At 67.0% G+C, this 22,954-nt stretch carries 18 protein-coding genes; 2 read left to right on the top strand and 16 right to left on the bottom strand.

The genetic code is table 11. The features are described 5' to 3' along the window. Positions 1-14: 14 nt before the first annotated feature. The 8 genes from MJ122_RS09270 to pqqA all read right to left on the bottom strand — a co-directional run bounded on the left by MJ122_RS09270 (position 15) and on the right by pqqA (position 7,968). On the bottom strand, positions 15-1,709 hold the full coding sequence (locus tag MJ122_RS09270) for a NahK/ErcS family hybrid sensor histidine kinase/response regulator (protein WP_239743885.1): 1,695 nt from the start codon (positions 1,707-1,709) through the stop codon (positions 15-17). Beyond that, positions 1,693-2,856, bottom strand: coding sequence for an alcohol dehydrogenase-like regulatory protein ErcA (gene ercA / locus MJ122_RS09275; RefSeq protein WP_088421460.1), 1,164 nt, complete (start codon positions 2,854-2,856; stop codon positions 1,693-1,695). The genes MJ122_RS09270 and ercA overlap by 17 nt, the downstream gene beginning before the upstream one ends. 109 nt (positions 2,857-2,965) lie before the next feature. After that, positions 2,966-4,759 carry a S9 family peptidase gene (locus MJ122_RS09280; protein WP_239743887.1) on the bottom strand — a complete coding sequence of 598 codons (1,794 nt, stop codon included), beginning with the start codon at positions 4,757-4,759 and terminating at the stop codon, positions 2,966-2,968. Between the two features lie 2 nt (positions 4,760-4,761). Continuing rightward, positions 4,762-5,910 carry a pyrroloquinoline quinone biosynthesis protein PqqE gene (gene pqqE, locus MJ122_RS09285; protein WP_239743889.1) on the bottom strand — a complete coding sequence of 383 codons (1,149 nt, stop codon included), beginning with the start codon at positions 5,908-5,910 and terminating at the stop codon, positions 4,762-4,764. Then, the gene (gene pqqD, locus MJ122_RS09290) at positions 5,882-6,160 is read right to left on the bottom strand and encodes a pyrroloquinoline quinone biosynthesis peptide chaperone PqqD (protein ID WP_017518379.1); all 279 of its coding nucleotides are present in this window, start codon (positions 6,158-6,160) and stop codon (positions 5,882-5,884) included. Before pqqD ends, pqqE begins: the two co-directional genes overlap by 29 nt. Then, complete coding sequence (gene pqqC / locus MJ122_RS09295; protein ID WP_239743891.1) at positions 6,160-6,909, bottom strand: pyrroloquinoline-quinone synthase PqqC; 750 nt, start codon at positions 6,907-6,909, stop codon at positions 6,160-6,162. The genes pqqD and pqqC overlap by 1 nt, the downstream gene beginning before the upstream one ends. Before the next feature lie 25 nt (positions 6,910-6,934). Next, a complete protein-coding gene (gene pqqB, locus MJ122_RS09300; protein ID WP_239743893.1) occupies positions 6,935-7,849 on the bottom strand; it encodes a pyrroloquinoline quinone biosynthesis protein PqqB in 915 nt (304 codons plus the stop codon). A 47-nt stretch (positions 7,850-7,896) separates the two neighbouring features. Next, entirely contained in the window at positions 7,897-7,968 is a 72-nt protein-coding gene (gene pqqA, locus MJ122_RS09305; RefSeq protein WP_003106462.1) for a pyrroloquinoline quinone precursor peptide PqqA, read from the bottom strand. Positions 7,969-8,348: 380 nt separating this feature from the next. Between pqqA and MJ122_RS09310 the strand changes: the two genes are divergently transcribed. Beyond that, entirely contained in the window at positions 8,349-10,283 is a 1,935-nt protein-coding gene (locus MJ122_RS09310; protein WP_239743895.1) for a sigma-54-dependent Fis family transcriptional regulator, read from the top strand. Positions 10,284-10,591: 308 nt separating this feature from the next. Here MJ122_RS09310 and aldA read toward each other — a convergent pair whose 3' ends face one another. From aldA to pedF, 8 genes are all read right to left on the bottom strand, one after another. Continuing rightward, the gene (gene aldA, locus MJ122_RS09315) at positions 10,592-12,028 is read right to left on the bottom strand and encodes an aldehyde dehydrogenase (RefSeq protein WP_239743896.1); all 1,437 of its coding nucleotides are present in this window, start codon (positions 12,026-12,028) and stop codon (positions 10,592-10,594) included. Positions 12,029-12,065: 37 nt separating this feature from the next. Then, the gene (locus tag MJ122_RS09320) at positions 12,066-14,249 is read right to left on the bottom strand and encodes a PQQ-dependent dehydrogenase, methanol/ethanol family (RefSeq protein ID WP_239743898.1); all 2,184 of its coding nucleotides are present in this window, start codon (positions 14,247-14,249) and stop codon (positions 12,066-12,068) included. A gap of 510 nt (positions 14,250-14,759) precedes the next feature. Next, positions 14,760-16,280 carry an aldehyde dehydrogenase family protein gene (locus tag MJ122_RS09325; RefSeq protein WP_239743900.1) on the bottom strand — a complete coding sequence of 507 codons (1,521 nt, stop codon included), beginning with the start codon at positions 16,278-16,280 and terminating at the stop codon, positions 14,760-14,762. Positions 16,281-17,027: 747 nt separating this feature from the next. Further along, positions 17,028-18,800: a methanol/ethanol family PQQ-dependent dehydrogenase gene (locus MJ122_RS09330; protein WP_239743902.1), complete on the bottom strand. Its 1,773-nt coding sequence runs from the start codon at positions 18,798-18,800 to the stop codon at positions 17,028-17,030. Between the two features lie 378 nt (positions 18,801-19,178). Further along, complete coding sequence (locus MJ122_RS09335) at positions 19,179-20,108, bottom strand: quinoprotein relay system zinc metallohydrolase 1 (protein ID WP_239743904.1); 930 nt, start codon at positions 20,106-20,108, stop codon at positions 19,179-19,181. Between the two features lie 10 nt (positions 20,109-20,118). Then, on the bottom strand, positions 20,119-20,868 hold the full coding sequence (locus MJ122_RS09340; protein ID WP_239743906.1) for a quinoprotein dehydrogenase-associated SoxYZ-like carrier: 750 nt from the start codon (positions 20,866-20,868) through the stop codon (positions 20,119-20,121). Between the two features lie 9 nt (positions 20,869-20,877). Beyond that, positions 20,878-21,765: a transporter substrate-binding domain-containing protein gene (locus tag MJ122_RS09345; RefSeq protein ID WP_239743907.1), complete on the bottom strand. Its 888-nt coding sequence runs from the start codon at positions 21,763-21,765 to the stop codon at positions 20,878-20,880. Between the two features lie 5 nt (positions 21,766-21,770). After that, positions 21,771-22,208, bottom strand: a complete 438-nt coding sequence (gene pedF / locus MJ122_RS09350) for a cytochrome c-550 PedF (protein ID WP_017518368.1) — start codon at positions 22,206-22,208, stop codon at positions 21,771-21,773. Between the two features lie 269 nt (positions 22,209-22,477). Here pedF and MJ122_RS09355 point away from each other — a divergent pair, with 269 nt between their 5' ends. Continuing rightward, a complete protein-coding gene (locus tag MJ122_RS09355) occupies positions 22,478-22,912 on the top strand; it encodes a carboxymuconolactone decarboxylase family protein (protein ID WP_088421446.1) in 435 nt (144 codons plus the stop codon). Positions 22,913-22,954: the final 42 nt, after the last annotated feature.

Genomic DNA, 22,954 nt, shown 5'->3' on the forward strand with positions numbered 1-22,954 from the left:
GCCGCAACTCGGTCTCAGGAACTCAGCAGCAGGCTCAGCACCGCGCGCAGCTTGCCCGGCTTCACCGGTTTGTTCAGCAGCGGCATCCCCAGCCGCTGCAGGCTGCGGCGGCAATCGTCGCTGCGGTCGGCGGTGATCATCACCGCCGGCAGCTCGCGGCGGAAATACTCGCGCAGCCCGCGCACCGCCTCGCAGCCAGTGCGGCCATGGTCGAGGTGGTAGTCGGCCAGGATCACCTCCGGCGCCTTGCCATCCAGCGCCTTCAGCGCTCCCTCGTAGCCGGTCGCCACCAGCACCTCGCAGCCCCACTGCCCGAGCAGCGCCGCCATGCTGGCGAGAATCGCCTCCTCGTTGTCGATCACCAGCAGGCGCCGGCCCGGCAACGGGTCCCCGGTGACCGGGCGCGGACCGTTCTCCACCGGAGCCGGCTGCGGCAGATCGCGCACCAGCGGCACCTGGATGGAAAACACCGAACCGCGTCCCGGCACCGAGCGCACCTGCACCCGGCAACCGAGGATGCCGGCGATGCGGTCGACGATCGCCAGCCCCAGCCCGACACCCCGACGATCCGCCGCGCGGCCGGCATCGAGCTGGTTGAACTCGAGGAAGATGGCTTGCAGCTGGTCCGCCGGAATCCCGCGCCCGGTATCCCAGACTTCCAGGCGCACGTTCTCGCCACGCCGGCGCGCGGCGAGCATGACGCTGCCACGCTCGGTGTAGCGGCAGGCGTTGCTGAGGAAATTGCGCAGGATGCGCGACAGCAGGCGGTGATCGGTGCGCACCGCCAGCGCGGGGATCCGTGAGCGCAGGCGCAGCCCGGCGGCGCGGGCCACTTCGTCGAACTCCGAGACCAGCGGGCCGAGCAGTTCGTCCAGCGGGTACACCTCCAGGTCCGGACGGATCGCGCTCTGGTCCAGGCGGGCGATTTCCAGCAGGTCGGTGAGCAGGTCCTCGGCGCCCTCCAGCGCCTGGTGGGTGCGCTCCACCAGCACCAGCTCGGCGTCCGGCAGCTTGCGTTCACGCAGGGTGGAAACCAGCAGGCGCGCAGCGTTCAGCGGTTGCAGCAGATCGTGGCTGGCGGCGGCCAGGTACTTGTCCTTGCTGTTGTTGGCCGCCTCGGCGGCATCGCGGGCCTCGCGCAATTGCTGGTTCAGCCCTTCCAGCTCACGGGTGCGTTCGGCGACGCGCTGTTCCAGCTCCTCGTTGAGGCTCTGCAGACGCTGCTGGGCCTGCACGCGCTCGGTGATATCGGCGACGAAGCCTTCCACCAGGCCTTCTTCATCCGGCTTGATCAGCAGGTTCATGAGGACGATCACATGGCTGCCATCGCGGCGGCGCAGACGCGTCTCGTAGCCGAACAGGCCGCCGCGCTCGCGCAGCAACGCGCGGATGCGGCGCATCTCCGCCTCGCCGCCAACGAACAGCTGGCTGGCCATGTCCTGCAGGTTCCACAGCACCTGCTGCGGGTCGTCGTAGCCGAGCATCCGCGCCAGCGCCGGGTTGGCGGCGCGCAGGCCCTGGTTCAGGCTGGCCTGGAAGATGCCATGGACGGCGTGCTCGAACAGCCACTTGTAGCGGTTGCGCTCGGCCTCCAGCTCGTCCAGCCGCGCCACCAGCTCGGGGTAGTGGCTCTTGCGCGCGGAATGGCTGCCCAGCCCGAGCAGCCCGGCCAGGGCCTGTTGCTGCTGCTCGTCAGAGGGCCTCGCCATACACCACCTCCACATCGCGCTGGCTGGACTCGCGAGGGTTGGTGAGGATGCAGGGGTCCTGCATCGCGTGGCGCGAAAGGAAGGGAATATCGGAGCTGCCCACGCCATGCAGGCCGAGACTTTCGTGGAAGCCCACGGCGTTCTTCAGGGCGATCAGGTGCTCGACCAGGCGCTGGCGGATCTGCGCATGGTTCATGCCGCGGCAGTCGATGCCGAATGTCTCGGCGATCACCTTGAAGCGCTCCGGCGCGGCGCTGTAGTTGAAGGCCACCACGTGCTCCACCAGCACGGCGTTGCACAGCCCGTGCGGCAGGTCGAGGTAGCCGCCCAAGCTGTGGGACATGGCGTGCACCGCACCGAGGATCGCGTTGGAGAACGCCAGCCCCGCCTGCATGCTGCCGAGCATGATCTTCTCGCGCAGGGCAATGTCCGCCGGGTTGGCGATCATCTGCACCAGGTTGCCGTTGATCAGCCGCATGGCCTCCAGCGCGTGGGGGTCGGTGAGCGGGCCATGGCCGGTCGAGACGAAGGCCTCGATGGCGTGCACCAGCGCGTCGATACCGGTGCAGGCGGAGAGGAAGGGGTCCATGGTCAGGGTGGTTTCCGGGTCGATCAGCGACACGTCGGGCACCACCGCCTTGCTGACGATGGAGAACTTCATCCGCTCGTCCTGGTTGGAGATGATCACGAACTGCGAGACGTCCGCCGAGGTGCCGGCGGTGGTCGGGATCAGGATCAGCGGCGGGCTGGGCACGCGCAGGGTGTCCACGCCCTCGAATTCGAGGATGTTGCGGCCGTGGGCGGCGACGATGCCGATGCCCTTGGCGCAGTCCATCGGGCTGCCGCCACCGACCGCGACTATCACGTTGCAGCCTTCGCTGCGGTAGACATCGGCGCCGCGCATGACTTCTTCCACGCGCGGGTTGGGCGACACATCGGCATAGCGGCAGAAGGGAATGTCCTGGGCGGCCAGGCTGGCTTCGATATCGGCGACCCAGCCGGCGGCGAGTACACCGGGGTCCGACACCACCAGCACCTTGCGGGCGCCGAAGGTTTTCACGTAATTGGCGACATTGTGCCGGCATCCGGCACCGAAAATGATCTCTGGCGAGACGAATTTGCGCAGTTGGCTGAGCTCGTGGGACATCTTGGGCTCTGTCGTTATTGTTATGGAATGTTTCCGGCAGCCTACTGCATCCGTCAGGTATTGCAATGCGACCTTGGCAGACGGTTCTGACAGCCGTCTCTCTCAGGCATCAGTCCGCCAGCAGCGCCTGATAAAAGCGCCACTCGGCCTCCAGCGCATGGGCGAGATGGGCGGCCTGGCGGAAGCCGTGGCGCTCGCCGGCGTAGCGGTGAACCTCTACCGGCACACCGCGCTGGCGCAGGCTATCGACCATGGCGTCGGTCTGCGCCGGCACTACCACCGCATCCAGCTCGCCCTGGAAGAAGATCACCGGCGCGTGGATATGGTCGGCCTGCAGCACAGGCGTGCGCTCGCGGTAGCGCGCGGCGTCCTGTTGCGGGTCGCCGATCAGCCAGTCCAGGTAGTCCGCCTCGAACTTGTGGGTCACCCGCGCCAGCGCCTGCGGATCGCTGACGCCATAGAGGCTGGCGCCGCCACGCAGGCCTGGCAGCCGCGCCAGTGCCATCAGCGCGCTATAGCCGCCCGCGCTGGCACCGCGTACGAATACCCGCTGGCGGTCGATGCGCCCCGTCCTGGCGAGAAAGTCCAGCGCCGCGCCGATGTCTTCGACCTCGACCTGCCCCCAGCCCAGGTGCAGGCGTTCGCGATAGGCGCGGCCGTAGCCGCTGCTGCCGCGATAGTTGATGTCGGCGACGGCAAAGCCCCGGCGCGTCCAGAACTGGATGCGCCCGTCGAACACGGGGTAGCTGGCCGAGGTCGGCCCGCCATGCAGGAACACCACCAGCGGCGGCGCCCCTTGCGCGATGTAGGGCGGATAGAAGAAGCCATGGCCGCATTCGTCCTCCCCCACCGGGTAGTGGAAGGGCTCGCCACGGGACAGCTCGGACTCCGGCAACGGCCTCTCGCCACCGGCCAGCACCTGGGTGGAACCGTCCAGCCGGCGAATCGCCAGCAGCGTCGGCAGGCGATCCGGCGCCGCGGCGATGCAATAGAAATGGCGCTCGTCCGCCGCCAGCGCTCGGAAGCGGCTGTACTCCTGCGCCAGCCGGCGTTCACCGCCACGCCCGTCATACAGCACCAGCACACCGCGGCCCTCTTCGTAGCGGGTCGCCAGCAGTTCGCCGCGCGGCAACGGCAGGAAGGTGCGCCCGCCCAGTTGCCACGGCGCGCTGGCGTGGTCTGCGGCAACCCCGGGCACGACGCCATGGGTTTCGTGGTACGGCTGCCAGTAGCCATCGCAGTCGCTCAGCCAGTGCAGGCGGCCGTCCTCGGCGAAGCGCGGCTGCTGGATGGATTCGTGGCGGGCCTGCCCGGCCAGGCAGCGTTCTTCCCCAGCGAAGGACTCGCACAGGCGGGTTCGCGTCCAGGGCTGGTGCGGGCGGTCCCACTCCACCCAGGCGATACGGCCGGCGTTGCCGTCGGCCACCGGGGAGGCGTAGAAGTCCGCGCCCGCGGCGATCACCCGGCGTCGGCCATCGGCGTCGAGGCGGACGATACGGTGGACCGCCCCGCCACTGCCGTTCTCTTCTTCCACCGCCAGCAGCGCATGCCAGGCCGGGACGTAGTGCAGGTCGCCGTAGCGGCAATCGTCGCGGTGGGTGATCGGCCGGGGCACGCCACCCAGGCGCAGCCAGTGCACCTGCTGGTCGCCCTCTTCCACCCAGGCCACGCCGTCGGCGGTGACGCAGCAGGAGCCGCCGCCGTACTCGTAGACGCGGCTGCGCACCGAGGCGCCGGGCGGTGTCAGCTCGACACTCTGCCCTTCACGCCGGAGAAACAACCGGCAGCGAGCGCTGGCGGGGTCGAAGGCAGCCCACAGCAGCCCGCCGTGGGCCACATGCAGTTCGGCAAAGTCCCCCGCGGCGGCGACCGCGCGTTCGGCGCTCCAATCGCTGCGCTGCATCCTCAGGCCTTGCAGATCAACTGCGAGGCTCGCTCGTTGCGCAGGGTCAGCGCGCTGAGCGGCGCGGCCGCCGTTTCCGCTTCGCGGCGGGCGTCGAGGATGATCCCGTGGTGGGCCGACTTGGCGCACACCGGGTCGGTCGCCTCGGCATCGCCGGTGAGCATGAAGGCCTGGCAGCGGCAGCCGCCGAAATCGCGCTGTTTTTCATCGCACGAGCGGCACGGCTCGGGCATCCAGGCGTCGCCACGGAAGCGGTTGAAGCCGAACGATTCGTACCAGATGTGCTGCAGGCTGTGCTCGCGCACGTTGGGGAACTTCACCGGAAGTTGCCGCGCGCTGTGGCACGGCAGCGCGGTGCCGTCCGGGGTGACATCGAGGAATACGCTGCCCCAGCCGCCCATGCAGGCCTTGGGGCGTTCCTCGTAGTAGTCGGGCACCACGAAGATCAGCTTGCACGGGTTGCCTTCGGCGGCCAGGCGCTCGCGGTACTCGGCGGTGGTGCGCTCGGCGCGCTGCAGTTGCTCGCGGGTCGGCAGCAACCCTGCGCGGTTCAGCTCGGCCCAGCCATAGAACTGGCAGGTGGCGAGCTCGACGAAGTCGGCCTCCAGCTCGATGCACAGCTCGATGATGCGGTCGATGCTGTCGATGTTGTGCCGGTGGGTGACGAAGTTCAGCACCATCGGATAGCCGTGGGCCTTGACCGCGCGGGCCATGGCGAGCTTATGGGCAAACGCCTTGCGCGAACCGGCGAGCAGGTTGTTCACCTCCTCGTCAGCGGCCTGGAAACTGATCTGGATGTGGTCGAGACCCGCGTCGGCGAACTCCGTCAGGCGCTTCTCATTGAGCCCGATGCCGGAGGTGATGAGGTTGGTGTAGAAGCCCAGCCCGCGTGCGGCGGCGATCAGCTCGGCGAGGTCCTGGCGCACCAGCGGCTCGCCGCCGGAGAAGCCCAGCTGCGCCGCGCCCATCTCGCGGGCCTGGCGGAACACCTCGACCCATTGCGCGGTGCTCAGCTCCTCGCCGCCCCTGGCGAAGTCCAGCGGGTTGGAGCAGTAAGGGCACTGCAGCGGGCAGCGGTAGGTCAGCTCGGCCAGCAGCCAGAGCGGCGGCCCTACCGGCGCGTCAGCGCAGCTCGATCCAGAATTGCGCATGGGCCACCTCGAGGAATGCCAGGATGTCTTCGTCGATGCCCGGCACGCCGGGGAAATCGGCACGCAGGCCGTCGATGATGCCGGCCACGTCGGCTTGCCCGTCGACGCGGCCGAGGATGGCCCCGGCGCTGTCGTTGAGCTTCACCATCCCCTCGGGATAGAGCAGCACGTGGCAGCCCTGGGCCGGTTCGAATTGCAGACGGAAACCCCGGCGCAGCGCCGGTACGCTGTCCAGCGAAGGCAGACTCATCACAGCAATCCCCTGTGCCATACGCGCTCGCTCGTCACCGTGTGGTAGGGCGGGCGCTGAAGTTCATAGGCCATGCTCATCGCGTCGAGCATGCTCCAGAGCACGTCGAGCTTGAATTGCAGGATTTCCAGCATGCGCTCCTGGGCTTCGCGGGTGCGGTAGTGCTCCAGGGTGATGCGCAGGCCGTGCTCGACGTCGCGACGCGCCTGGGACAGGCGCTTGCGGAAGTAGTCGTAGCCGGTGGCGTCGATCCACGGGTAGTGCTGCGGCCAGCTGTCCAGGCGCGACTGGTGGATCTGCGGGGCGAACAGCTCGGTCAGCGAACTGCTGGCCGCTTCCTGCCAGCTGGCGCGGCGGGCGAAGTTGACGTAGGCGTCCACGGCGAAGCGCACGCCGGGCAGCACCAGCTCCTGGGACAGCACCTGCTGGCGGTCCAGCCCCACGGACTCGGCCAGGCGCAGCCAGGCCTCGATGCCGCCCTCCTCGCCCGGCGCGCCATCATGGTCGAGGATGCGCTGCAACCATTCGCGGCGCACCTCGCGGTCCGGGCAGTTGGCGAGGATCGCCGCATCCTTGAGCGGGATGTTCACCTGATAGTAGAAACGGTTCGCCACCCAGCCCTGGATCTGCTCGCGGGTCGCGCGGCCTTCGTACATGGTCACGTGGTACGGGTGGAAGATGTGGTAGCAGGCGCCCCTGGCGCGCAGGGCCTGCTCGAATTCGGCGGGACTCATGGCTTCGCGGGTCATCGCGAGCCTCCTTCTGGAAGGACCGTCACAGGAAGATGCCCATGCCGTCGAACGCCACTTCGATGCCGCGTGCGTCCAGTTCGGCGCGTTCGGGCGAGGCGATATCGAGGATGGGATTGGTGTTGTTGATGTGGATGAGCACCTTGCGCGGCCCGTCGATGCCGTCGAGCACCTCGATCATGCCGCCGGGGCCGCTCTGGGCCAGGTGCCCCATCTCGCTGCCGAGCTTGTCGCCCACTTCGCAGACGCGCATCTCATCGTCGCGCCAGAGCGTGCCGTCCACCAGCAGGCAGTCGGCGCGGCGCATCCATGCCAGCAGGCCATCGTCCACCTGGCCCAGGCCAGGCGCGTAGAACAGCTTGCCGCCGGTAGACAGGTCCTCGATGAACAGGCCGATGTTGTCCCCCGGATGCGGGTTGCCCCGGTGCGGCGAATACGGCGGCGCGCTGCTGCGCAGGGCGATGGCCGTGACCTGCAGGCCCGGGCAGGCCGGGATGACAAAGGGCTCGGCGTCCAGCTCGATGAGCCGGTGCTTCAGCCCGCCATTCCAGTGCGACAGCATGGGGAAGAGCGGGAAGCCGCTGGACAGGTCCTGGTGGACCATCTCCGTGCACCAGACTTCGTGCGGGCAGCCTTCGCGCAGGCTGAGCAGCCCGGTGGTGTGGTCGATCTGGCTGTCCAGCAGGACGATGGCGACAATCGCCGAATCGCGCAGGCGCCGAGCCGGTTGCAGCGCCGGGAAGGACGCCAGCTGGGCGCGGATGTCGGGTGAGGCGTTGCAGAGAATCCAGTTCGCGCCGTCATCGGACAGCGCGATGGAGGATTGCGTGCGTGGCTGCGCGATCACGCTGCCGTCGCGCACGCCGCGACAGTTGCGGCAATTGCAGTTCCACTGGGGAAAGCCGCCACCGGCGGCCGACCCGAGAATTCGGATGTGCATGGCAGTGCCCCGTGGGCAGGGGCCCCGGCGGACCGGGGCCGTGTGGATCAGCGGTTGGCGAAGTACAGGGTCACTTCGAAGCCAAGGCGCAGGTCGGTGAAGCTAGGCTTGGTCCACATGGGTCTGTCCTCTTGTTGTAGGCCGGTTGAGCCCGGCTGCTTGAGTTAAACACCAGGGTCAGGCACTCCGAATGATACTTTCGAAGGAGATTCCCCCCTGATTTGGTAGCGGGCCCGCGACATCTGTCGCGCCCCGCCGCTACAACTGTCCCATCGCTGCGACAGCCGTTGCCCGGTTGCGCCCGCGGCGCACTGCGGCGGGCGCTCTGGCGCGGGGCTCGGCGCCCCGCGCGAAGTGTTCCGGCACAAGCCTTGCTCGGCCTCTCGTCGCCCGTGACCCATGGGTCTAGACTAGCCAATCCTAGGACCGGTCCTACGACGCATCGGTTTCGAAAAACAACAACGCGCCGCAGCCCGACTGACGGCCACCGGGAGTGACCATGCACCCGCAATCCCTGGAAAACTGCCCGAACGACCTTGCCGCCTTCATCGCCGATCACTTCGGCGAGCGTGATATCCAGCCCGAGGGTGCCATCGCGCGCTCCTGGTACCGCAGCGTGATGGAGCACCATCTCGACCCACGCGCGCGGGCGGAAAAGCACATCCTCACCGCCGGGGAAATCCGCGAACACCAGAGCCAGCACCAGGACTACCTGGCGATTGCCAGCCAGGGCGTCACAGGCCTGGCCCGGCGCGTACTGCCGGCGGGATTCGCGGTGCTGCTCAGCGACGAGCGCGGCATCACCCTCGATGCGCGCCTGCCCAGCGAGCGCGACCGCTACACCCAGGCCGGGCTGATCGTCGGCGCGCGCTGGGATGAATCCATCGCCGGCACCAACGGCATCGGCACGGCGCTGGCCGCCGGCGAGGCGCTGACCATCCACCGCCAGGAGCACTTCCTGGTGAGCAACTTCCGCCTGAGCTGTTCGGTGGCGCCTATCTTCGACGCCCAGCACCAGCTGCGCGGCTGCCTGAACGCTACCTGCCTGTACAACGACGGGCCCAAGGATGCGCAGTACCTGACCCTGCAACTGGTGATCCTGTATGCCCGGCTGATCGAGAACGCCAGCTTTCGCCAGCGCTATCGCGACCGCCTGACGCTGTCGGTGAAGGCCCGCGACGAGGTCTCCGACCTGGCCAACGAACAACTGATCGCCCTCGACGAACAGGGCCGGGTGATCGGTGCCAACCACGCCGCCTTTACCGCCTGCCGCGGCGAATTGCTGGGCAGCCGCATCGAACAGTTGCTCGAAGCGGACGTCGACCAGTTGCTCGACCTGAGCCAGGGCGGCGCGCGGGGCATCCGTCTGCGCACCCTGGCCGACCACGCGCTGGTGGACGTCGGCCTGCGCACGCCGGCCAGCCCGCCTCGCCGCAGTGCCCCAGCCCTTCGCCCAGCAAAGAGCCCGGAGCACCCCGACCTCACCCGCCTCGCCGGTGCCGACCCGCGCCTGCTGGACGGCGTGCGCAAGCTGCGCAAGGTGCTCGACAAGGGTATTTCCATCCTGGTCACCGGCGAGACCGGGACCGGCAAGGAAGCCTTCGCCCGCGCCATCCACCAGGCCAGCGCGCGTCACGCAGGGCCCTTCGTCGCGCTGAACTGCGCGGCGATTCCGGAGAGCCTGATCGAGAGCGAACTCTTCGGCTACCGCGGCGGCAGCTTCACCGGCGCCAGCAAGAAGGGCATGAAGGGCAAGCTGGAGCTGGCCAACGGCGGCACCCTGTTCCTCGACGAGATCGGCGACATGCCGGCGCACCTGCAGACGCGCCTGCTGCGCGTGCTGGCCGAGCGCGAAATCCTCCCGCTCGGCGCCGAAGCGCCGGTGGCGCTGGACGTACAGGTGGTCTCGGCGACCCACCAGAACCTGGCGGAAATGATCCGTGCCAGGGACTTTCGCGAGGACCTGTTCTACCGCCTCGCCGGCATGACCCTGCAGTTGCCGGCGCTGCGCGAGCGCACCGACCGAGCGGCGCTGATCGACAGCCTGCTGGCGGGCCTGGGCGGCGACCTGCAGCTCGACAGCGCAGTTCGTGAGCGGCTGCGCGGCCATCCATGGCCGGGCAACATCCGCCAATTGCTGAACTGTTTGCGCTACGCCGCCGCCCTCGCAGAGGACGGCCGCGTCGACCTGGACTGCCTGCCGATGGAGCTGCATCAGATGGCTCCCATGGCGGTTGCCGAAGCACCGCCGACAGCCCGCACACCCGCTCTCGCCGCCCGCCTGGACGACGACGAGGCGCGCCATCTGCTCGCGGCGCTGCGCGAGCAGCAATGGAACATCAGCGCGGTGGCGCAGCAGTTCGGCATAGCCCGGTCGACCCTGTATCGGAAGATGAAGAAGCACGGCATCGTGCAGCCCAACGCGCTGTATTGATCGTTTCCCTTTTCCCTGCGCTCGACCGATTCCAAGCGCAGGGAAAAAGGAGCGAACCGCACCTGGCAAGGACGGCCCGCCCAGTCAAACCTTGGTGCCTTTGCGGCGGGGTTTCTCTTTCCCTGAATATCCCGCGCACGCCCTTACACCCTCTCCCCAGCCCTCTCCCTGAAGGGAGAGGGCGCTGACCGTGCCGGCTGACGCCATGGTTTGAACCTGCACCGAACGGTCCCCTCTCCCTTCGGAGCGGGGCGCGTAGCCAGGATTAGGGAGAGGGCCTGCCGCCCAGGCACGAACCAGCCGCCAGCTCACTCCTGCGCATAAACCACATGCGTATGCGTGTACTCGTACAACCCATGCTTGCCATCCGCCCCGCCGATGCCGGACTTGCGCGTGCCGGCGTGGAAGCCCTGCATCGCCTCGAAGTTCTCGCGGTTGATGTAGGTCTCGCCGAAGTCCAGCTCGCGGCTGGCCTTGAGCGCGGCGCTGAGGTTGCGGGTGTAGATCGACGAGGTCAGGCCGTAGTCGCTGTCATTGGCCAGGGCGATGGCTTCGTCCAGATCCTCCACCACCTGGATCGGCAGTACCGGGCCGAAGATCTCCTTGCGCATGATCTCCATGTCGCCCTTGCAACCCGCCAGCACGGTGGGCTGGTAATGGAAGCCCTTGCCGAGGTCGGCTACGGCGCCGCCGGTGATGACCTGGGCGCCCTGCCCGGTCGCTGTGCGGACCATCTGCGCAACCTTGTCCAGGCCGATGCGGTTGACCAGCGGGCCCATGTCGAGGTCGGCCTGCACGTTCGGGTCGCCGAAGCGGGTGGCGGCCATGGCGGTGGCGATCTTCTCGATGAACTGGTCGGCCACCTGGCGCTGCACGTAGACCCGCTCGGCGCAGTTGCACACCTGCCCGGTGTTGATCACACGCGAAGCCTTGATGGCGTTCACCGCCAGCTCCAGGTCCGCATCGGCGAGGACGATGGCCGGCGCCTTGCCGCCCAGTTCCAGGTTCAGCTTGGTGATGTTCGGCGCGGACGCGGCCATGATCCGCGAGCCGGTGGCGACGCTGCCGGTGAAGCTGATCAGGTCGACGCCGGCGTGGCTGGTCAGCGCGCTGCCGGCGCTGGCCCCGGTGCCGCCGACGACGTTGAACACGCCGCTGGGCAGGTCGGTCTCCGCCACCAGGCGGGCGAACTCGAAGCAGTTGATCGGGGTTTCTTCGCTGGGCTTGATGACGATGGTGTTGCCGGTCAGCAGGGCCGGCGCCATCTTCCGCGCGATGAGGAAGAACGGGAAGTTCCACGGCAGGATGCCCGCCACCACGCCCAGCGGCTTGCGCAGCAGGAAGATGTGCTCGCCGGCGCGGTCGCTGGTCAGCACTTCGCCTTCCAGGCGGCGCGCCCACTCGGCCATGTAGTCGAGGTAGTCGGCGGTGAAGTTCACTTCCACCTCCGCCAGCGCCGGCACCTTGCCCTGCTCGGCGGTGATGATCTTCGCCAGGCGCGGCGCATTGGCGCGGACCTTCTCGGCGATCCTGCGCAGGTAGCCGGCACGCTCGATGGCAGGCTTGGCCGCCCAGGCTTTCTGCGCCGCGCGGGCAGCGCCGATGGCGCTGTCCACCTGGGCGACGCTGGCCTCGGGGATGCGCGCCAGCAGCTCGCCGTTGGCCGGGTTGTGCACCTCGATCAACGGCTCGCCGGCGACGAAGCGGTTGTCGATGTAGTGCTGGTAGGTCGTTACGTCAGTCATGAGTCGGTCTCCTGCGGGACTGCTTCTTGTAGAACGGTCACTTGGCGGCGGTCTTCTGTGCGCCGGCCAGTTGTTCCTTGAGGTCGTAGGCGCGCTTGATCAGGTACTGGTGCACGGCTTCGGCCTGCTGCAGGTCGAGATGCCCCTGGAACGAGGGCATGCCGTCGGGAATACGGCCGCCGTAGACGATGCCGAGGAAGCGCTGGTGGTTTTCCGCGCTGAGGGTGCGCAGGTCGGGCACCACGCCGCCGCTGATGGCGTTGATGCCGTGGCACTGCGAGCAGCTGGAGTTGAACAGCTCGCGGCCCTGGTCGATCTGCGCGGAGGTGCCGGTCAGCGCCGGCGGCTCGGGCTTGCGGTCGGCCCACTTGTAGTTGATGTCCGGCAGCCTGGCGGTGCCGCCAAGCTTGTAGGTCAGCACCTGGGCGTTGGGCTTCACCCCGGCGCGCAATGACAGGGCGCCGGCGAAGGTGGAGAAGGCGCCGCCCCAGCCGGCCATGAAGGTCACGTACTGCTCGCCGTCCACCTCATAGGTGATGGGCGCGGCCATCAAGCCGGTATTGGCCGGGGACTCCCAGAGCTTCTTGCCGGACTCGGCGGCGTAGGCCACCACGCGGCCGTCGGCGGTGCCTTCGAATACCAGGTTGCCGGCGGTGCTCAGGGTGCCGCCGTTGAAGATGGTGCTGTAGGGCACTTCCCAGCGTTTTTCCTGCTTCACCGGGTCCCAGGCGATCAGCTTGCCGGTCCAGGTGTCGGCGATCTTGCGCAGGCCCTCCGGGTCCTCGGGCATCATCCCGGTGTTGACGTCGAGCTGGTAGATGCTCTTGAACTTGGAGCGTGGCGGTGCGCCGTCGACGTCCTGGTACATCGCCGACATGATGTGCGCCGGGATGTAGACCAGGCCGGTGTTGGGGTTGTACGACATGGGCTGCCAGTCGTGGGCGCCCCAGAAGGCCGGCTGGATCAGGCGCGCCTTCTTCTGCGGGTCCTTCCAGTATTCGGCGACCTTTTCGTTGCGGATCGGCCGGCCGGTCTTCATGTCGATGCCGGTGGCCCAGTTGATCGGGATGAAGTTCTTCGCCGAGAGCAGCTCGCCGGTGGCGCGGTCGATGACGTAGAAGAAGCCGTTCTTCGGCGCCTGCATCAGTACCTTGCGCAGCTTGCCGTCGATCTCCAGGTCCACCAGCATGATGTGCTGGGTGGCGGTGTAGTCCCAGGCGTCGCCCGGCGTGGTCTGGTAGTGCCAGACGTACTCGCCGTTGTCCGGGTTGATCGCCACGATGGACGAGAGGAACAGGTTGTCGCCCTTGCCTTCGCTACGGATGCGCGGGTTCCACGAAGAGCCGTTGCCGACGCCGATGTACAGCAGGTTCAGCTCCGGGTCGTAGGACATCGAGTCCCACACGGTGCCGCCACCGCCCTGCTTGTGGTAGTTGTCGCCGAACCAGGTCTTGGCGGCGATCTCCATGCCCTTGCCCTTGGGCATTTCCTTGGGGTCGCCGGGCACGGTGAAGAAGCGCCAGTCCTGCTTGCCGGTCTCGGCATCGTAGGCGGTGATGTAGCCGCGCACGCCGAACTCGGCGCCGCCGTTGCCAATGATGACCTTGCCTTTCACGATGCGCGGCGCGCCGGTGATGGTGATGCTGCGCGTCGGGTCGCTACGGGTATCGACGCTCCACACGCGCTTGCCGGTCCTGGCGTCGATGGCCTCCAGGCGGCCGTCGAGCACGCCGACGTAGACCTTGCCCTTCCACACAGCAACGCCGCGGTTCACCGCGTCGCAGCACGCCTCGCCGGCGCGGCTGCGGTCGGATTGCGGGTCGTACTTCCACAGTTGCTCGCCGGTGCGGGCGTCCAGCGCGTAGACGATGGAGAACGGCCCGGTGGTGTACATCACGCCATCGACCACGATGGGTGTGGCTTCCACGCCACGGTCGATGTCCAGCTTGTGGCTCCAGGCCAGGCCGAGGCTGCCGACGTTGCTCTGGTCGATCTGCTTCAGCGGGCTGAAACGCTGCTCGTCGTAGGTACGGCCAGTGGACATCCAGTTGCCCGGCTCGCTGTCGGCGGCGGCGATGCGCTTGCCGTCGACGTTGGCGGGGGTTTCAGCAGCGTGGAGGTCGGCGGACAGTCCGGCCATCAGCAGCGAGGCGGCCAGCAGGGAATGACGCAGGACGGGTTGCAGGCGAACGGAAGGCACAGACAGGCCAATCGATCTCATGGAGGTTCTCCGATTCTTGTTGGTGCCGCAGGTCGTTCGCCGCGGCTTGGAAGGCTCAGAGCAACCGCTGTGCCAGGCTGTTCGAATCAGGCTGAAGAGCCTGCCATTCGGGGCTTCTGGCTTTTTGTTCCGAATACGATGCGGGTATTGCGGGCGCTACAGGTGTAGCGCTCATCGGCGGCAAGTGTTGCGCGGGCGGGACGCTGCGAGCGCAGGACCTGCTCTTGTAGGAGCGGATTCATCCGCGATGGTATCCGGCGCGAAGCGGGGCCAATCGCGGACGGAGTCCGCTCCTACGCGGGAACGAACCGCGAAGCCAGCCCGGTAAAAAGAAAACGCGGCCGGAGCCGCGTTCGACGAAGGCCGTCACCCGTGGAATGGGTACGGAAGCGGACGGCCGCCCGAACGGGCGCGTCGACACAAGGGATGCCTGGTGGAGTGCCCGGCGGGGTACAGCGGAATGGGCCGGCGAACCTGATGGGGGAAGGTTCGCCGGCTTGCAGCTGAGGGTTAGAAGAAGCCCAGCGGGTTGATGTCGTAGCTCACCAGCAGGTTCTTGGTCTGCTGGTAGTGGTCGAGCATCATCTTGTGGGTCTCGCGGCCGACGCCGGACTTCTTGTAGCCACCGAACGCGGCATGGGCCGGGTACAGGTGGTAGCAGTTGGTCCATACGCGGCCGGACTGGATGCCCCGGCCCATACGCCAGGCGCGGTTGATGTCGCGGGTCCAGACGCCGGCGCCCAGGCCGAACTCGGTGTCGTTGGCAATCGCCAGGGCTTCGGCTTCGTCCTTGAAGGTGGTGACGCCCACCACCGGCCCGAAGATTTCCTCCTGGAATACGCGCATGCCGTTGTGGCCCTTGAGCAGGGTCGGCTGGATGTAGTAGCCGCTGGCCAAATCGCCCTCCAGGCGCTCGCTGGAGCCGCCGGTGAGCAGCTCGGCGCCTTCACCCTGGGCGATATCGAGGTAGGACAGGATCTTCTCGTACTGCTGCTGCGAAGCCTGGGCGCCGACCATGGTCTCGGTATCCAGCGGGTTGCCGCGCTTGATCGCCTTGATCTTCTTCATCACCTCGGCCATGAACGGCTCGAAGATCGACTCCTGCACCAGCGCCCGCGACGGGCAGGTGCAGACTTCGCCCTGGTTGAAGAAGGCCAGCACCAGGCCCTCGGCGGCCTTCTCGATGAAGGCCGGCTCGGCCTGCATGATGTCCTCGAAGAAGATGTTCGGGCTCTTGCCGCCCAGCTCCACAGTGGAGGGAATGATGTTCTCCGCCGCGCAATGGAGGATGTGCGAGCCGACCGGGGTGGAGCCGGTGAAGGCGATCTTGGCAATACGTTTGCTGGTAGCCAGCGCCTGGCCCGCTTCCTTGCCGAAGCCCTGGACGATGTTCAGCACGCCCGGCGGCAGCAGGTCGCCGACGATCTCGGCCAGCAGCATGATCGACAGCGGGGTCTGCTCGGCCGGCTTGATCACCACGCAATTGCCGGCAGCCAGGGCCGGAGCGAGCTTCCAGGCGGCCATCAGCAGCGGGAAGTTCCACGGGATGATCTGTCCGACCACGCCCAGGGGTTCGTGGATATGGTACGCGACGGTGTTCTCGTTGATTTCGGCGGCGCCGCCTTCCTGCGCACGGATGCAGCCGGCGTAGTAGCGGAAGTGGTCGGCGGCCAGCGGCACGTCGGCGTTCAGGGTTTCGCGCACGGCCTTGCCGTTGTCCCAGGTTTCGGCGACGGCCAGCTGCTCCAGGTTCTGCTCGATGCGGTCGGCGATCTTCAGCAGGATCAGCGCGCGGTCCTGCACCGAGGTGCGGCCCCAACTGTCGGCGACGGCGTGTGCGGCGTCGAGGGCCCGTTCGATATCCTCGGCAGTGGAGCGCGGGAACTCGGCGATGACTTCGCCGTTCACCGGCGAGGTGTTGCTGAAGTACTGGCCCAGCACCGGCGCGACGAACTCGCCGCCGATGTAGTTGCCGTAGCGCGGCTTGAGGGTGACGACGGCGCCTGGGGTTCCGGGTGCGGCGTAGATCATGGGGGTGCTCTCCTGTCGGTTCCCGGCCCGAATCGGCCAGGTCATGGAGCGATCTTAGGCAGCGCCCTTCCCGACCCGGAATGCACCCATGGGAGCGGTGGGTTACTCATTTGGTAGTAGAAGCGGCGAGCGTCGCAGGTTGTAGGGCGCATAACCCGGAACGGGTTATCCGCCGAGGCAACCACGGCGGATAACGCTGTCGCGGTATGCGCCCTACGGTGCCGGGTGGTTCGCGAGCAAGCTCGCTCCTGCAGGTGGCGGCGAGCATCTGATGTTGCCTATCGCCGCAAGGTCCGCCGCGAAGGATTTCGCGGACAAGGTCCGCTCCTACGGGAACTCCACAACACGGCTGTGGCTGTAGATCTTGAAGGTTTCCAGAGAGACTTCCGCACACGCCGAACGCCCCGTTCAGGAGGCCTCGTTGAAGCGGAGTTTCAGGGGTTGAGCGACATGGATGTCGCGAGAGCCGCGATGGGCCAGGGATGGCCCTTCGCGGCGGGCCCCTGAAACTGCGCTTCGACGAGGGAATTTTTCGCCTAAGCGAAAAACCGGATGTCCGGGGCAAGACCTTTGCCTACTTTGGGGCGTTTGCCAAAGTAGGTCGCCCGAGGGGGCGAAACCCAATACATCCGCGCACACAGATGCGGCGCAGAAACGCCCAAAGGCCATGCACGCGAACAGCGCCAACAGCGCGCTAAAACAAAGGGCCGGCACAATGGCCAGCCCTCTGCTCGGATCACGCGAACATCATTTCTTGGCCACCAGGTCCTTGGGCAGCTTGAAGGTCCAGATCATCCCGCCCTGGTCCAGGTCCTTGATCCGCTTGGCCACTTCGCCCCCCCACAGCGGCACCGCGCCACCCCAGCCGGACAGCACGGTGACGTACTGCTCGCCGTCCATTTCCCAGGTGATCGGCGAGGCGATCACGCCCGAGCCGGTGTTGAACTCGTAGAGCTTCTTGCCGGTCCTGGCGTCGAAGGCCATCAGGTAGCCCTCGGGGTTTCCGGTGAACACCAGGTTGCCGTGGGTCGCCAGCACACCGCCCCACAGCGGCGCGTAGTTCTCGTAACGCCAGACCTGCTTGCCGGTCTTCGGATCGATGGCGCGCAACACGCCGATGTACTTCTCGTTCAGCGGCTTGATGGTGAAGCCCGCGCCGAGGTAGGCCGCGCCCTTCTTGTAGGCGATGTTCTCGTTCCACATGTCCATGCCCCACTCGTTGGAGGGTACATAGAACAGGCCGGTGTCCTGGCTGTAGGCCATGGGCATCCAGTTCTTGCCGCCGAGGAAGGACGGCGCGACGAATACCGATGAGCCCTTCTCGGTGCCCTCGCCCGGCGCGCCCGGACGGTGGGCGTCGTCGTAGATCGGCCGGCCGTCCTTGCCCAGGCCCTTGGCCCAGGTCACCTTGTCGACGAAGGGGAAGCCGCGGATGAACTTGCCGTTGGTGCGGTCGAGCACGTAGAAGAAGCCGTTGCGGTCGGCGGTGGCGGCGGCCTGCACGGTCTTGCCGCCGTCCTTGTAATCGAAGGACACCAGCTCGTTCACGCCGTCGAAGTCCCAGCCGTCGTGCGGGGTGGTCTGGAAGTGCCACTTGATCGAGCCGTCTTCCGGGTTCAGCGCCAGGCGCGAGGAGGAGTACAGGTTGTCGCCCGGGCGCAGGTGGGAGTTCCACGGCGACGGGTTGCCGGTGCCGATGAACAGCGAATCGGTGCTCGGATCGTAGTAGCCGCCCAGCCAGGGCGCAGCACCGCCGGTCTTCCACAGGTCGCCCGGCCAGGTCTTGCCCGCCTCGCCGCCGGAGATACCATTCTCAACCGCCTTGCCGTCCTTGTAGACGTAGCCCATGTGGCCTTCCACGGTCGGGCGGCTCCACAGCAGCTCGCCGTTGGTGGGGTTGTAGGCCTCGATCTTGCCGACCACGCCGAACTCGCCGCCTGCCACGCCGGTGATCAGCTTGCCCTTGGCGATCAGCGGCGCGGCGGAGATGGAATAACCGGCCTTGTAGTCGGCTACGGTCTTCTTCCACACCACCTTGCCGGTGTCCTTGTTCAGCGCGACCAGCTTGGCGTCGAGGGTACCGAAGATCACCAGGTCGCCGTACAGCGCCACGCCACGGTTGATCACGTCGCAGCAGGGCATGATGCCGTCGGGCAGGCGCGCGTCGTACTGCCAGAGCTTGCGACCGGTGCGCGCATCAGCGGCGAACACCCGCGAATAGGAGGCGGTGACGTACATCACGCCGTCCTTGATCAGCGGTTGCGCCTGCTGGCCGCGCTGCTTCTCGCCGCCGAAGGACAGCGCCCAGACCGGCCGCAGTTCCTTCACGTTGTCGCTGTTCAGGGTATTCAGCGGGCTGAAGCGCTGGCCCTGCTGGTTGATCCCGTTGACCACGATCTGGTCGGTGCGCTTGGCGGCGTCACTGATGTCCTGGTCGGTCACCCCGGCGTGGGCGCCCAGGGAGGCCAGGCTGATGGCGGTGAACAGCACGGTGCGGGCGAAAGGTTGAAGCTGTCTCATGGCGGTGCGCCTCTGCGATTGTTGTTGTACCCGGGAAAATCTCCCGGTCTGTCGCAGATTCTTGGTTTGCCAGGGTGGGCCAACAATTGAACGCAGTGCCGAATTCCCTAGTTCCTTGGTAGCAATACCGGGCCGCAGAGGCACGGAAATAGTGGCGTGCGTAGGAGCGGACTTTGTCCGCGATGGCATCCCGCGCGATGCGGACCTATCGCGGACGGAGTCCGCTCCTACGATTCGGGGGAATGGGCATTTCCCGGCGCACCACGGAGGTGTCTGGAAGCGTATGGGTAGGATGGCGTGGAGCGCAGCGATACCCATCAGTTTTTCGCACCGTCCGCATGGGTATCGCTGCGCTCCACCCATCCTACGAAAGCGCAGTCACTGCCCGTCCACGCGCGGCAAGGCCTTCTGCTCGTAGCGCGGATAGAGATGGCTGACGCTGCGGATCAGCTCGTAGCGCGTCAGGCTGACGCTGGCAAAACGCTCGGGGATGGGCGTGCGCAGCAGGTCGTTCATGTCCGCGCCCTGGGCGATGCCGTCGCGCATCACGCTGTCGAGCCAGCCGAGGTAGTCGCGCATCTGCGCAAAGGGTGCAGCATCGGTGGCAATCGCGCCGTGACCGGGAACGATGAGTTTCCAGGGCAGCTTCTGCAGCGTGTCGATATCGGCCAGCCACACGTCCAGCCCTGGGCTGTTCGGCGTGGTCAGCGCCCGCTGGTAGAACACGATGTCCCCGGCGAACAGCACGCCGGTGGTCTCGTCGAGGATCGCCAGGTCCGCGCCGGTATGCCCGCGCAGCCCCACCAGCCGGAACCGGTGGTTACCCATCTGCACGCTGCCCGGCTCCACCGTCTCGCTGGGCAGCACCACTTCGGTGCCGCGCATCCAGTCGCCCACCAGGCGGTACATGTTCTCCGCCATGGCGTTGCCCTGCTCCTTCAGCAGTTTGCCGGTGCCGGCCAGCGCGCCGATGGGCACATCGGTGAAGGCCTGGTTGCCCAGCACATGGTCGGGGTGGTGATGGGTCAGCAGCACGCGCTTGACCGGCTTGCCGGTGGTCTGCTGGATCAGCCCACGCAAGGCTTCGCCGTAGCGTTTCGACGGGCCGGTATCGATCACCAGCACGCCGTCGCCGGTGTCGATGAAGGCAACGTTGACGATGGCGCCGCCATTGTCCTTGCCGAAGTTATCGGTACTGCCTTCCACCAGCCAGGTGCCCTCGGCGATCTGCCGGGGCTGGAGGTGGTACTGCAGGTCGGCCAGCGCCGGCAGGCACAGGCACGCGAGGGCGATCAGGAGGAAACGCATGGGCACCTCGTCAGCGCAGAGCGGCCTGGAATTCGTTGCCGTTGTTGTCGTGCAGCCAGAGTTCGGTGCGCGGGTGGCCGCGCACCTCGAAGGTGAAGGTGGGGTTCTCGCTCACCGCCGGGAACAGGTCCAGCCGCGCGAAGACTTCCCCGTCCGGCCCACGCAGTTCGGCGTGATCGAGGTAGAACTCGGGGATGCCACTGACCAGGCCGTTGTCCATCGGGTGCGAGACCGACAGGCGCACCCGGCTGTACTCACCCGTGGGGTAGGCCTCGCCATGGACCTGGCCAAGCCGGTCTTCCCAGCCCGGCTGCGCGCGCACCACGCTGGGCGCGGTGCAGCCGCCGCCGGCGGCATCGACCCAGGCCGAGCCAACGTGCCAGACGCCCTTCTCGTCGCGCAGGGCGGCGCGGATCGGCGTGGCCTGTTCGATGCGGATGCGCACCGCCAGCAGCGGTTCCAGGTGTTCGCCCGGATAGAGCGTCAGCACATGGGGAATCGGGTTCAGCTCGGCCCACAGCAGCAGGCGGTCGAAGCGCCCCGGCAAGGCGCGGGCGTCGACTTCCACCGGAACCTGGCGGGAGTCCTCGGCGAACGGCGGTACGCCCAGCTTCACCCGCTCATCGAAGACGTAGGGCTCGCCATTCAGCAGACGCTTGTGGTGGTACTCCCACATCACCGAGGGCATCGGGTCGCCCTCCACCGCCGCTGCGAGCAACGGCAACGCACACATCCCCAGCAACAGCTCGCGCCTGTGCATATCGTTCCCTCACTGCACGTCCTGATAGAGCCCCGGCAGTTCGTAGCGCACGCCGTAGGCCGCATAGAGCTTTTCCATCTCGCCGCTGCGCACCAGCTCTTCCAGTTCACCGTCCAGGGCGTTGGAGAGCTGCCGATTGCTTTCGTGCACCGCCATGCCGATATCCCACTCGGGCTGGCCGAGGTTGGGGTAGGTGTTCTCGGCGTTCTTCAGGTGCTCATCGGCGGCCTGGGCGCGCATCCAGTCCAGCTCGCCGCGCAGCGCCATCACCGCATCCACCTTGCCCGCGCGCATGCCGTCGAAGGCCGCCTGGGTGCTGGGGAAGTGCACGGTCATGCGGCTGAGCTGGCCGCCCAGCACCGAGGTCAGGTAGAAGGACGGCACGCTGTCCAGTTCGACGCCGATCGGGTGTTCGCGGAAGGCGGCGATGGTGTCGACCTTCGGTAGCCGGCGGTCGTCATTGACGACCTGCCAACGCTCGCGCTGGTAGGGGCCGAACATCACCACCTGCTCGTTGGCGAACTCGCCGACATCGTTGCGCCGGTTGGCATACTGGCGGTCGTAGGGCACGCGCAGCATCACATCGGCGACCACGCCGGGGCGCAGGTAATGGCCTTTCCAGATGAAGTTGCGCAGATCGTCGTCGAGGCGTTCGCCGGGCGTGACCCAGAGGAACTCCGCGCGCAGCCCCAGGCCGCTCGCCAGGCGCCGGGCGAGATCGATGTCGATCCCGCGAGGCTGCCCACCCTGCATGAAGCTGTAGGGCGCGAAGCTCTCGTACACGGCCACCCGCAGCACGCCGCTGGAGACCATGTCCTCGTAGGGACGCACCCCGGCCTGCGCCTGCCCCAGCAGCAAGCACAGGAGCACGCCGATCAGCAGATTGGGCAGGCGCATGGCGGTCACTCTTCCACGTGCACGCTGTCCAGGTAGGTGCGAATCGCCCAGAGCCCTTCCTGGCTGATGTAGTCGGCCATTTTCGGCATGTACACCGCACCGTCACGCACGGCGCCGTTGATCACCCGCTCCTTGAACCACTCGTCACCCTCGGCGCCGGGATCGAGCATGCGCAGGTCGGGGGCGATGCCGCCGGACTTGGCTTCCAGCCCATGACAGCGCGCGCAGTTCTGGTTGTAGGCCGATGCGCCGATTTCCACCGCCTTGGCGTGGTTGGCGTAGGGCTCGCGGTAGGGGTTGGTGTCGCGCCATTCCTTGCCCAGCGGTTCCAGCCCCGAGGTATCCACTGCCTGGGGGGTCACATTGCCGTGGGACAGGGCCAGACCCGAGACACCCAGGCCGGCCACTAACAGCAGGCCACACAGCACGTTCTTGTTGTTCATCACTTCATCCTCTCATCGAGATGCTTGGCAAGGCTTGGCGCACGGAACGACGCCAGTGACGAGGATGTTAAGAACGCGCGGCCGGCGGTCGAATCCTGCTTTGGATGCTCCCGTCTACTCCCTTGGTACTAGAACGGCGGTCGGCCCTGTCCGTTGAATGGCCTTCATTGGTCTGCCGGTATTGCCGGGAATTGGCTATTCGAAGACCAGGCTACAGACGGTAACTTGGCTCCATTCCCGCACTCCCGCGGGCCCCACTGGAGATCGCCATGAGCGCACGAATCGAATGGCCCAAGGCCGCCCCCGACGCCTACAAGGCTATGCTCGGCCTGGAGCAGGCCCTGGCCAAGTCAGGCCTGGAAACCTCGCTGCTGGAACTGGTGCGTCTGCGCGCTTCGCAGATCAATGGCTGCGCGTACTGCGTGAACATGCACGCCAATGACGCCCGCAAGGCCGGCGAGACCGAGGCACGGCTGCAGACCCTGAGCGTCTGGGAGGAAACCCGTTTCTTCACCGAACGTGAGCGCGCGGCGCTGGCCTGGGTGGAAAGCCTCACCCGCCTGCCGGAAAAACATGCCCCGCAGGATCAGTTCGACGCTTTGCGCGAGCAGTTCAGCGAGGCGGAGATCGTCAACCTGACCCTGGCCATCGCCACCATCAATGCCTGGAACCGCTTTGGCGTGGGCATGGCGATGGTGCCCTGAGCAGAGCGCTCCACCCATCCTACGAATTGCATCTGTGGCTCG

The sequence above is a fragment of the Pseudomonas sp. DP-17 genome (assembly GCF_022380625.1).
Lineage (GTDB): Bacteria > Pseudomonadota > Gammaproteobacteria > Pseudomonadales > Pseudomonadaceae > Pseudomonas > Pseudomonas nitroreducens_A.

Excerpts from the sequence above, each read along its gene's own strand:
- MJ122_RS09270 (WP_239743885.1), bottom strand. The coding sequence starts at position 1,709 with ATGGCGAGGCCCTCTGACGAGCAGCAGCAACAGGCCCTGGCCGGGCTG.
- ercA (WP_088421460.1), bottom strand. The coding sequence starts at position 2,856 with ATGTCCCACGAGCTCAGCCAACTGCGCAAATTCGTCTCGCCAGAGATC.
- MJ122_RS09280 (WP_239743887.1), bottom strand. The coding sequence starts at position 4,759 with ATGCAGCGCAGCGATTGGAGCGCCGAACGCGCGGTCGCCGCCGCGGGG.
- pqqE (WP_239743889.1), bottom strand. The coding sequence starts at position 5,910 with ATGCGCAATTCTGGATCGAGCTGCGCTGACGCGCCGGTAGGGCCGCCG.
- pqqD (WP_017518379.1), bottom strand. The coding sequence starts at position 6,160 with ATGAGTCTGCCTTCGCTGGACAGCGTACCGGCGCTGCGCCGGGGTTTC.
- pqqC (WP_239743891.1), bottom strand. The coding sequence starts at position 6,909 with ATGACCCGCGAAGCCATGAGTCCCGCCGAATTCGAGCAGGCCCTGCGC.
- pqqB (WP_239743893.1), bottom strand. The coding sequence starts at position 7,849 with ATGCACATCCGAATTCTCGGGTCGGCCGCCGGTGGCGGCTTTCCCCAG.
- MJ122_RS09310 (WP_239743895.1), top strand. The coding sequence starts at position 8,349 with ATGCACCCGCAATCCCTGGAAAACTGCCCGAACGACCTTGCCGCCTTC.
- aldA (WP_239743896.1), bottom strand. The coding sequence starts at position 12,028 with ATGACTGACGTAACGACCTACCAGCACTACATCGACAACCGCTTCGTC.
- MJ122_RS09320 (WP_239743898.1), bottom strand. The coding sequence starts at position 14,249 with ATGAGATCGATTGGCCTGTCTGTGCCTTCCGTTCGCCTGCAACCCGTC.
- MJ122_RS09325 (WP_239743900.1), bottom strand. The coding sequence starts at position 16,280 with ATGATCTACGCCGCACCCGGAACCCCAGGCGCCGTCGTCACCCTCAAG.
- MJ122_RS09330 (WP_239743902.1), bottom strand. The coding sequence starts at position 18,800 with ATGAGACAGCTTCAACCTTTCGCCCGCACCGTGCTGTTCACCGCCATC.
- MJ122_RS09335 (WP_239743904.1), bottom strand. The coding sequence starts at position 20,108 with ATGCGTTTCCTCCTGATCGCCCTCGCGTGCCTGTGCCTGCCGGCGCTG.
- MJ122_RS09340 (WP_239743906.1), bottom strand. The coding sequence starts at position 20,868 with ATGCACAGGCGCGAGCTGTTGCTGGGGATGTGTGCGTTGCCGTTGCTC.
- MJ122_RS09345 (WP_239743907.1), bottom strand. The coding sequence starts at position 21,765 with ATGCGCCTGCCCAATCTGCTGATCGGCGTGCTCCTGTGCTTGCTGCTG.
- pedF (WP_017518368.1), bottom strand. The coding sequence starts at position 22,208 with ATGAACAACAAGAACGTGCTGTGTGGCCTGCTGTTAGTGGCCGGCCTG.
- MJ122_RS09355 (WP_088421446.1), top strand. The coding sequence starts at position 22,478 with ATGAGCGCACGAATCGAATGGCCCAAGGCCGCCCCCGACGCCTACAAG.